Below are 2,251 nucleotides of genomic sequence, written 5' to 3' on the forward strand. Positions count from 1 at the left end.
CGGCCAGCTCGGCAGCCGGCTCCGCAGCCTCGTCGAGTCCGGCGCCGTCGAACTTCACACCGGGTTCGGGATTGCCGCCCTCGCGCCGGCCGACGGTGCCGTCACCCTGACCTCCACCGACGGCCGTACCCTCGAGGCCGACGTCGTGGTTCCGGCCACCGGCTTCCGCCCCGACCTGGACATCCTCCGGGAACTCCGGCTCGAACTGGACCCCGGTGTGGAAGCCCCGCGCGAGCTCGGCCCGCTGATCGACCCCGAATTCCACTCCTGCGGCACCGTCGAACCGCACGGCGCCAAGATGCTCGCCCACCCGGAGCAGGACTTCTACATCGTGGGCATGAAGTCCTACGGCCGGGCCCCGACCTTCCTGCTCGCCACCGGCTACGAGCAGGTCCGCTCCGTCGTCGCCGCCCTGGCCGGAGACCGTGAAGCCGCCGACGCGGTCCAGCTCGAACTCCCCGAAACCGGCGTCTGCTCCTCGGACATCGGCACCAGCTGCGACGTCCCCGCCGCCACCACGGGTTTCGTGGCGGAAACCTCCGGCGGCTGCTGCGGGGCGCCCGAACCGGTCCTCGTCGGGTTCCCCACCGGACTGGCCCACGGCCGCTCCGGCGGGAACTGATCGCCTCACGCATGACCGAGACCACGAAGCAGCCCAGCGTCCTGTTCGTTTGCAGCAAGAACGGCGGGAAGTCCCAGCTCGCCGCCGGACTGATGAACCAGCTCGCCGGCGGGGCCGTCACCGTCTACTCCGCCGGGACCAAACCCGGTAAGTCGCTGAACCCACAGTCCGTGGACGCCCTGACAGAACTCGGGATCGACATCACCGGCGAGCACCCCAAACCCGTCACCGACGACATACTGGACGCGGTCGACGTCGTCATCGTCCTGGGCAACGAGGCAAAGGTCGAAGCCCCCGAGGGCAAGCGGCTCGAGGTCTGGAATACGGACGAGCCCTCCGAGCGCGGCGTCGAAGGCATGGAACGCATGCGCCTGGTCCGGGATGACATCAAGGCCCGAGTCCAGAGGCTGTATGCGGAGCTCACCGGGGACTGATCGTGCCCGCGCAGCGCGTCGTCGGGGCCCTCTGACAGCGTTCACCGCCACCGGGACCGCGGCGGCCATCGCCGCCATCCGCTCACGACAAAGCCGCCCGCCGATCAAATGATCAGCGGGCGGCTTGTCCATCCCGGATTGGCGGCCGGTGACGACTACTGGGCGGTTGCCTCAGCGGTTTCCGTGACGGCATCGGGGAGGGAAGCCGCAGGTTTGCGCAGCTTGGCGCCTTCAACATCCACGTCCGGCAGGATCCGGTCCAGCCAGCGCGGCAGCCACCAGGCCCTTTCGCCAAGCAGGTACATCACGGCCGGGACGATCGTCATACGGACCACGAAGGCATCAATCAGCACCCCGAAGGCCATGGCGAAGCCAAGCGGCCTGACCATGTTCAAGTGCGAGAAGATGAAGCCCGAGAACACGCTGACCATGATGATCGCGGCCGCGGTGACCACGGCGGCGGCGTGGCTGAAGCCGGAGCGGACCGCGTGCTTGGCCGATTCGCCGTGCATGTAGGACTCGCGCATGCCGGAGGCGATGAACACCTGGTAGTCCATGGCCAGGCCGAACAGCACGCCGATCAGGATAATCGGCAGGAAGCTCAGCACAGCGCCCGGGTTCTCGACGCCGAAGATGGTCCCCAGCCAGCCCCACTGGTAGACGGCGACAACGGCACCGAACGCGGCGGCGAGCGAGAGCAGGAATCCGCCCGTGGCCAGCAGCGGCACCCAGATGGAGCGGAACACGAGCAGCAGCAGGATCAGCGAGAGGCCGACGACGATCGCCAGGTAGGGCGGCAGCGCGTCACCGAGCTTGGTGGACACATCGACGTTGCCGGCGGTCTGTCCGGTGAGCCCGATGCTGACGCCGGTGGAGTCCTTGATCTGGCCCTTTTCGGCGCGGAGTTCGGAGACCACCCGGACGGTGCTTGCGCTGGCAGGTCCTTCCTTCGGGATGACCTGGAACACCGCGGTGCGGCGGTCCTCGCTCAGGGCCAGCGGCACGGCGGCGCTGACGTTCTCGGTCCCGCGCAGGATGTCCGCGACGTCGAACTGTTTGGCCTGAGCCTCGGCTTCGCTGAGCCCCTCGGGGAAGTCACCCACCACGATGATCGGGCCGGTCATGCCCTCGCCGAAGCTCCGCTTGGTGACGTCGTAGGCCTTGAAGGCCTGCGATGCGACCGGCTCGGAGCTGG

General features: G+C 68.4%; 1 protein-coding gene and 2 pseudogenes (2 of these 3 running past the window's edge). 2 read left to right on the top strand and 1 reads right to left on the bottom strand.

The genetic code is table 11. The features are described from left to right. Nucleotides 1-622: pseudogene (locus K789_RS23200) on the top strand (NAD(P)-binding domain-containing protein); it begins 759 nt to the left of the window's first position. An 11-nt stretch (nt 623-633) separates the two neighbouring features. After that, a complete protein-coding gene (locus K789_RS0114365; RefSeq protein WP_024367358.1) occupies nt 634-1,056 on the top strand; it encodes a low molecular weight phosphatase family protein in 423 nt (140 codons plus the stop codon). Nucleotides 1,057-1,211: 155 nt separating this feature from the next. Here K789_RS0114365 and K789_RS23205 read toward each other — a convergent pair. Continuing rightward, nucleotides 1,212-2,251: pseudogene (locus tag K789_RS23205) on the bottom strand (MMPL family transporter); it runs 1,497 nt beyond the window's last position.

Source organism: Arthrobacter sp. TB 26, from assembly GCF_000427315.1.
Classification (GTDB): Bacteria; Actinomycetota; Actinomycetes; order Actinomycetales; family Micrococcaceae; genus Arthrobacter.

Bases quoted from the DNA above. Each gene is read 5' to 3' on its own strand.
- K789_RS0114365 (WP_024367358.1), top strand. From the start codon at position 634: ATGACCGAGACCACGAAGCAGCCCAGCGTCCTGTTCGTTTGCAGCAAG.